The organism is Microbispora oryzae, assembly GCF_017896165.1.
GTDB lineage: Bacteria > Actinomycetota > Actinomycetes > Streptosporangiales > Streptosporangiaceae > Microbispora > Microbispora oryzae.
The window spans coordinates 302,248-309,847 of the sequence record NZ_JAFCNB010000008.1; the positions used below are offsets into that span (position 1 = coordinate 302,248).

The following is a 7,600-nucleotide window of genomic DNA, read 5'->3' on the forward strand; positions in this document are numbered from 1 at the left end:
ACGTCAGCTCCGGGGGTCAGCTCCCGGAGCCGGGAGCGCTCGCGCTCCTGGGGGCGAGGCCGGAGACCGTGGAGGGGAGGCTGGAGGTGACGCTCGACGCGTTGGCGTCGGCCGTGGCCGTCGAGGAGCTGGCGGTCTGGGCGGTCTGGCTGCCGGTCTGGGTCGCCGTGGTGACAGGACCAGACGCGGTGTTCGCGGCCGCGTCGGCCGCGCCGTGGACGCCCGCGTTCGCGTGGGCGGTGACGTCGGCCGCGGCGGTGACGGCCGCGGTGGCCGCCCCGTTGGCCGGAGTGTCGCAGGGCATCAGCGCGAGCAGGCCGCCGGCGCTGCTGCCCGTCGCCGCGACGGCGCCGTTCAGGTTGAGCAGCGCCCTGATGCGGGCGGTGAGGCCGAGACTCGCGTGCGCCGTGGCCCCCACCGCGGCGACGGCCGTCGCGGCCGCCTGCGCGGTGCTCGCCGCCTGACCGCTCGCGACGACGACCGGTGCGCCGGCCTGGGCGGCGGCGCCCGCGACGGCGTTCGCCTTGGCGCCGACGACGGCGTTCACGTTCGCGTTGACGTTCGCGGCGGCGACGAGGACGGCGCGGAGGTGCGCCTCCAGCCTGGCCACCACGTTCGCGCTGATGGTGGCGTTCGCCCTGGCGACGATGTCCGCGGCCAGGTCGGCGGCCGCGGCCAGCTGGACGTTGGCGTTCGCGGAGAGGTTCGCGGTCGTGGTGCCGGCGAGGTTGGCGACGGCGACGAGATCGGCCCTGAGGTCGGCGGTCAGGTTCACCGCCAGCCCGACGACGGCGGCCGCCTGCGCGTCGGCTCCGGCCGTGGCCCCCGCCACCGCGCCCGCCTGCAGATCGGCCAGAAGGTTGGCCACCGCCACGACCCTGCTGTCGGTGCACGCCTGGGCGCACACGTCGGCCTGAGCGGGCACGGCGAACATACCGGCGATGCCGATCGCGACGGCGACGACGGCTGTCCTAACCACTCGTTTCATTAACTTGCCCCCGGTTCATATTCCTTTTCACGAGAGTGGGAATGACGAACCCAAGAACCCCCGTGCGTCGGACGCATGCGCCGACAAAGACGACGGCATTTCTATCACCCCTTTGCCAGGCCCGATTGCCCGTCAGGGCCGGGCAACCCGACACTCAGGGATCGGGAAAGTCCGGATATCAGGCGCTGCAGCGCCACCCAGCGGTCACCCCACACCCCCTGCCGGAGAAAGGCACGGTAAACATGACGCCAGGTCGCGCCCGAGATTTTTCCGCTCGCTTTTAGCAACGCGCCGCCGAGGAGAACCCACCGGCCGCGCGCGGCGGGGGCGCCACCTCCGGCGGCCGCCCCACCCTTTCGCGACATATCGCATTCGGGCTACCCTGTCGGGGTGACTTCCCTCACGCCTTACGAGGGCGACGACCCCACCCAGCGCGCCTCCGACGCCGACCGCGACAACATCGCGGCGGTTCTCAGCGAGGCGCTGGCGACCGGCAGGCTGACCAGCGCCGAGCACGCGGACAGGCTCGACGCGACCTACTCCGCCGTGACACTCGGCGACCTGGTCCCCCTGGTCAAGGACCTGCCGGCGGTGAGCCGCCCCGCGTCCGTGCCGAGCATGGAGCGGCACCGGGTCGCGGCCGTCTTCAGCAAGATCATACGTAGGGGCCGCTGGGTCGTCGGGCGGCACACCGAGCTCAACTCCACGTTCGGAGCTCTGATCGTCGATCTGAGCGACGCCGTCCTTCCCGGCCGGGAGGTCACGCTCGAACTGAACGCCTTCTGCGGCAAGCTCATCGTGATGGTGCCGCCGTCGGTCAGGGTCGTCGACGAGGGCAGCGCCCTGTTCGCCAAGCGGTCAGTGACCGGCGGCAGTGACGGCGACGGCGCGACCGTCCGCATCACCGGGACGGCCCGTTTCAGCAAGGTCGTGGTCCACCGCGGAGACATCCCCGGGGGATTCGTCCACGGGCACATCGTCATCTGACCGCAGCCGCCCTGGCGTGAGCTGCGGTGGACACGACCTAGTATTCGGCCATGCAACCCGGCGGCCGTGCGCTGCCTGTGGCGCTCGACGCCATGGGCGGTGACAACGCGCCCGCCGAGATCGTGGCGGGAGCCGTACAGGCGGTCAGAGAACGAGGCGTGCCCGTCGTCCTGGTCGGGCAGCCACGGGTGTTGCAGCAGGCACTCGCCGCTCACGACGCGGGAGCTGAGATCCCCATCGTGCGGGCCGAGGAGGCGCTCGCCATGGACGAGGGCGCGCTGGCCAGCCTGCGCCGGCCGAAGTCGAGCATCGCCGTGGCCTGCCATCTCGTCCGGCGCGGCGACGCGGCCGCCGTGGTTTCCGCCGGTTCCACCGCCGGAGCCGTCACCACCGGGCGGCTGCGCCTGCGCGCCCAGCAGGGAGTGCTGCGCCCCGCGATCGCGGTGACCCTCCCCACCCGGCCCCGGCCCACGGTGCTGCTGGACGCGGGGGCGACGGCCGACGCCAAGCCGGAGATGCTCGTGCAGTTCGCCCATCTGGGCATCGCGTACGCCGAGGTGGGGCTGGGCATCGCGCAGCCCCGGGTGGGGCTGCTGACGATCGGATCCGAGGCGGAGAAGGGCAACAAGGTGGCCAAGCGGGCCCACGAGCTCATCGCCGCGGCCCCCGGCATCGACTTCGCCGGAAACGTCGAGGGCCACGACCTCCTCACCGGGAAGGTCGACGTCGTGGTCTCCGACGGTTTCACCGGAAACGTCGCCCTCAAGACCCTGGAGGGCACCGTCCGCTACACCTTCGGGCAGTTCAGGGAGGCCATCGGCGAGAGCCCGCTCGCACGGCTCGGCGGGCTGCTGCAGCGCGGCCGCCTGCGGGAACTGGCCGACCGGCTCGACCCCGAGGCGTACGGCGGGGCCGTGCTGCTCGGCCTCACCGGGACGCTGGTGATCGCGCACGGCTCGTCGCACGCCCGCGGGATCGCGGCGGCCTGCGATCTGGCCGCCCGCCTGTCGGCGCAGGGAATCGTGGCCAGGATCGGCGACCGGATCGCCGCTGCGCCGAAATCGCATCGCCTGTGGTGACGTTCGTGGATCTGTCGTGACGTTTTACCGAACGGCAGGCAGATGCGGCCGCCGATAAGCTTGGCGCATGACCGACCCGCAGCTCGTGCTCGCCGGGCGCGTCCAGCAGGCGCTGGCCGCCGCCTTCGGCGCTGAGTACGCCACCGAAGATCCGCTGATCAGGCCCTCACAGTTCGCCGACTATCAGGCGAACGTCGCGCTCAGCCTGGGCAAGCGGCTCCGACGTGCCCCGCGGGAGGTCGCCCAGGCGGTCGCCGACGCACTCGACACCGACGGCGTGTCGGTCGAGGTCAGCGGCCCCGGCTTCCTCAACCTCACACTCAGCGACGCCTGGATCGCCGATCAGGCGGCCCGGCAGCTGGGAGACGATCACCTGGGCGTGCCGCAGCGCGCGCCGCACACCGTCGTCATCGACTACTCCGCGCCGAACGCGGCGAAGGAGATGCACGTCGGCCACCTGCGCACCACGATCGTCGGCGACACCCTGGCCCGCACCCACGAGCGCCTGGGCGACCGGGTCATCCGGCAGAACCATCTCGGCGACTGGGGCACGCCGTTCGGCATGCTCATCGAGCACCTGATCGACATCGGCGAGGAGGAGGCCCTCGGCAGGCTGGCCGCCGGTGACGGCAACGCCTTCTACCAGGAGGCCCGCCACAAGTTCGACACCGACCCGAGCTTCGAGGAGCGGTCGCGCAGGCGGGTTCCGCTGCTGCAGGGCGGCGACCCCGGCACGCTCCGCCTGTGGCACGAGTTCATCGAGTACACCAAGCGTTACTTCAACCACGTATACACCATGCTCGGCGTCACCCTCGCCGACGACGACATCGCCGGCGAGAGCATGTACAACCCCATGCTGGCCGACGTCTGCGAGGAGCTGGAGCACGCGGGAGTCGCCGAGATCAGCGAGGGCGCGCTCTGCGTGTTCCCGCCCGGCTTCACCGGGCGCGACGACGAGCCGCTGCCGCTCATCATCCGCAAGAGCGACGGCGGGTACGGCTACGCCACCACCGACCTGGCCGCGATCCGCTACCGGGTGCGCGACCTCAAGGCCGACCGCATCCTCTACGTCGTTGGCGCGACCCAGTCACTCCACTTCCAGATGGTCTTCGCGGCCGCCCGGATGGCGGGCTGGCTCCACGACGACACCCGCGCCGAGCACGTCCAGATCGGCAGCGTCCTTGGCAGCGACGGCAAGATGTTCAAGACCCGGAGCGGGGCGTCGGTCAAGCTGACCGAGCTGCTGGAGGAGGCCGTCAGCCGAGCCGAGGCCGTCATCGCCGACCGCGGCTACGACCCGGCGGTCCGCAGGCAGATCGCGCGGCAGGTCGGCATGGGCGCGGTGAAGTACGCCGACCTGTCGGTCAGCCACGACAGTGAGTATGTCTTCGACTTCGACCGCATGCTCGCGCTGACCGGCAACACCGGGCCGTACCTGCAGTACGCCACGGCCCGCATCCGGTCGATCTTCCGCAACGGCTCGATCGACCCGGCGTCCGTGACGGGGCCGATCCTGCTGGGTCACGCGGCGGAGCGCGCGCTCGCGCTGCAGCTGCTCGGCTTCGGCGCCGTCGTCGGCGCCGTGGCCGACCTCTCCGAGCCGCACCGGCTGTGCAACTACCTGTTCGACCTCGCCCAGGCGTTCACCTCGTTCTACGAGAGCTGCCCGGTGCTGAAGGCCGACGACGAGTCCGTTCGGCAGTCGCGTCTCGCGTTGTCGGCGCTGACGCTGCGGGTGCTGCTGCAGGGCCTCGACCTGCTCGGCATCGAAGTCCCCGAGCGCATGTGAGCGGGTCCCGACCGGCGCGCCTGCGCCGCCCGGGCGGGACCAAGCCCCTAGGCTGGCGCGGTCAAGGGAGTGCCAGCCGATCCCTCGGGGAGCGTTCCGCGTGAGCATGGACCTGACCACCAGTCCGGAGCCTGGAGAACTGGCCGACGCGACGGAACTGCACCGCTACGCCGAGGCACTGCTCGTCAACCTGGCCGCCGAGGGCAGCCCGCCCGAGTTGCCGCCAGGTGTGACCGACGTGCCGGATTACTGGCTGGGGCCCGCCGTCGAGGCACTCGTGCTCATCCTGTCCGGCAGGGACGCGCTTGAGCCGCTGGCGCTCGCCGCCCAGCTCGACGAGCGCCGCACCGCGCTGTTCCTGTGCCTCGCGCTGGCCGTCTGCGGCCACGGTGACCGCATCCACGCCTCATGGCTCGGCACGGCGTTCGGCGAACTCGCCGAGGACGCCCCGGTGACGTCCGGGCAGCGCGCCCTGTGGCTCGCCGCGGCGCGGGGCGCGTACGGACCGGTGGGCAAGATCTTCGTGCTGCGGAAACTGGACGCGGTTGCCGTGCCGCCGCAGGACGACCAGTGGCTGAGGGCTCTCGTCTCCGATGTCCCCGCCGCCTCCGGCGACTCCGGCGTCCCGGGTTTTTCAAGCCCTTCCGGCGACTCCGGTCTTCCCGCGGAGACGGCGCCTCCGCCGCCGTCGCTGGAGCCGGTTCCCGAGTTGGCCGCGGTCCCCGAGATCCAGCGCTCGATCCTCGCCTCCGCCCAGCTCCGCCGGCTTCGCGAACGCTGCGAAGCGATCACCACCAGCCGTGCTCCGGGGCAGATCAGCGAGGTCGCCACGGGGAACATCTGGCCGGAGGCCGAGCCGCTGGCCGTCCTGCGGTCGCTGGTCGGCCAGGGCGGTCCTGAGGGGCCGCTCAGCTCGCTCAGCGCCCACCTCCTCCATGACGTTCGTCCGGAGGCCGACCCGCATCTCGCGGCGCTCGCGCTCCACGTGGCGGCGCCCGCCGTGAAGGCCGCGGCGGAGTCGCTCCTGGAGCTCGTACGGCAGGAGCCTCCGGACGAGGTGACCGTGCCGGTCCTGAGCTACCAGATCAAGCTGCGGCCGGAGGGCCCGGACCAGGCGTCCATGGCCGCCGCCGAACAGCGGATCGTCGCCGAGTGCGTGCCGCGACGCGGCCGTCCGTGGCTTGCCTACGTGCTGCTCGTCCTGGCGGTTGTGGTGTTCGGCGTCGGCTTCGTCACGTCCCTGCCGCTCGCTGTGGTGGGGCTGGCGGTGGGCGCATTCGGCGGGTTCCGGCTCTGGCAGCACCGCACGCAGGAGCACGCCGACGTCAGATTCGTGCAGTCGCGGGCCGGGCAACTGGCCGAGGAGGCGGAGAAGGCCGTCTGGGCGCTGCACGAGTACGCCAGAGAATCACATGAGCGCGCCAGGGCCGCCGAGGAGGACCTGACGGAGCTCACCCGGCTCCTGCGCCGCGGCCCCCGGGCCGCCTGACCAGGCTTTCCCTGAGCCGTCCTGAGAGAGTCTCCGACGCCACACTGATGGCGACAGTGGGGCTACGCGTCGGGCGACTGGCTGGGCAGAGCCGCGGTGCGACACGCTGACGACGCCAAAAAGCCGGGCCGGGCGTCCCGGACAGGACGGCTCGACCCGGCACGCGCTCGGCCTCAGGCCTGGGACACCTCGACACTCGCCGGTGTGATCAGGAAGACCTTGTCCGCGATGCGTTCGATTCGGCCTTCACAGCCGTAGGCCAGACCGGCGGCGAAGTCGACCATCCGGGTCGCCTCCGCAGTAGACATGCCGACCACGTCCATCACCACGGTGTGGCCCTCGCGGAAATGCCGGCCGATGGTGAGGGCGTCGTCGTACTTACGAGGTCGGACCATCACGATCCGAGCCGGCTCCCCAGAGTTCTGCCAGCGCTTCGCTGCTCGCTCCGCCGCCGGCATCCAGTCGTCTGTGTAGTCGTCGTCGCCGTAGTCCTCGTCGTACTGCTCGGCCCCGCTCAGGCCAAGGTAGCTCGCCACCTTGCGCACTGCCCCCATCGGCTCGTCCTTTTCCGGCTTGTCCTTGTCCGGGCGTGTCCCGATACGAGGGACCGTAATCGACGGCTCAGCCAGACCCAGACGACACGCCCGGCCATTTAATTGTTTTTGGCGCGTCAATGTCGAGGCGGAGCCCATGCATGGCCGTCGTCGATTTCGTGGAGCCCTTCCAAGGATAACTTTGAACGGCTTTACCCACTTTCCGCGTCAGCCAAACATAAATCGTGAAATCGGCCTCTTTCCGCTTCCGCGCCCCGGCCGTGGCCGCCCCACATCGGCTGTCGCCGCGGGCGTTGGCCACCGATGTTCACCCCCCGAGGAGGCCGCGAGAGGGGAGCGCCAGAGTGAAAGGTGCTCCACCTGGAGGTGAGGCAAGTCGCAGGGTCGAGGGTCGGAGGAGCTGCGCGAGGGAGACGAACCGGCCGTACACGAGCGTTCGACACACGAGTGGTCGACGACGAGCCCGCGCGACCAGCCGGCCGCTTCGCACGCGACTGCCTCTATGGCGCGCCGTTCCGATAAGGCGCGCCGTTCCAACAAAAAAGGGGGCCGCCAACCGGCGACCCCCACCACACGCACAAAAACCCCACACACAAAACATGAAGGGCCACCCCAAACAGGGTGGCCCCCCACAAAAATTGTCCGGCGGCGTCCTACTCTCCCACACCGTCCCCAGTGCAGTACCATCGGCGCTGGAAGGCTTAACTTCCGGGT

6 protein-coding genes and 1 rRNA gene are annotated in these 7,600 nt (G+C 70.9%); 4 read left to right on the top strand and 3 right to left on the bottom strand.

The genetic code is table 11. The annotated features are described in order from the left end of the window. Positions 1-16 precede the first annotated feature (16 nt). Complete coding sequence (locus JOL79_RS17545) at positions 17-979, bottom strand: hypothetical protein (RefSeq protein WP_210156891.1); 963 nt, start codon at positions 977-979, stop codon at positions 17-19. A gap of 399 nt (positions 980-1,378) precedes the next feature. On the opposite strand from JOL79_RS17545, the gene JOL79_RS35465 reads away from it, so the two are divergent. From JOL79_RS35465 to JOL79_RS17565, 4 genes are all read left to right on the top strand, one after another. After that, complete coding sequence (locus tag JOL79_RS35465; protein WP_210156892.1) at positions 1,379-1,975, top strand: DUF1707 SHOCT-like domain-containing protein; 597 nt, start codon at positions 1,379-1,381, stop codon at positions 1,973-1,975. A gap of 50 nt (positions 1,976-2,025) precedes the next feature. After that, positions 2,026-3,054, top strand: a complete 1,029-nt coding sequence (gene plsX / locus JOL79_RS17555; protein WP_210156893.1) for a phosphate acyltransferase PlsX — start codon at positions 2,026-2,028, stop codon at positions 3,052-3,054. Positions 3,055-3,121: 67 nt separating this feature from the next. Beyond that, positions 3,122-4,843, top strand: a complete 1,722-nt coding sequence (gene argS / locus JOL79_RS17560; RefSeq protein WP_210156894.1) for an arginine--tRNA ligase — start codon at positions 3,122-3,124, stop codon at positions 4,841-4,843. Between the two features lie 106 nt (positions 4,844-4,949). Then, complete coding sequence (locus JOL79_RS17565) at positions 4,950-6,332, top strand: hypothetical protein (RefSeq protein ID WP_210156921.1); 1,383 nt, start codon at positions 4,950-4,952, stop codon at positions 6,330-6,332. Positions 6,333-6,505: 173 nt separating this feature from the next. Here the strand turns inward: JOL79_RS17565 and JOL79_RS17570 are convergent, their stop codons facing one another. Then, positions 6,506-6,886: a cell division protein SepF gene (locus JOL79_RS17570; RefSeq protein WP_210156895.1), complete on the bottom strand. Its 381-nt coding sequence runs from the start codon at positions 6,884-6,886 to the stop codon at positions 6,506-6,508. 640 nt (positions 6,887-7,526) lie between these two features. Continuing rightward, positions 7,527-7,600: ribosomal RNA gene (rrf, locus tag JOL79_RS35970) — 5S ribosomal RNA — on the bottom strand; the annotation flags it as partial.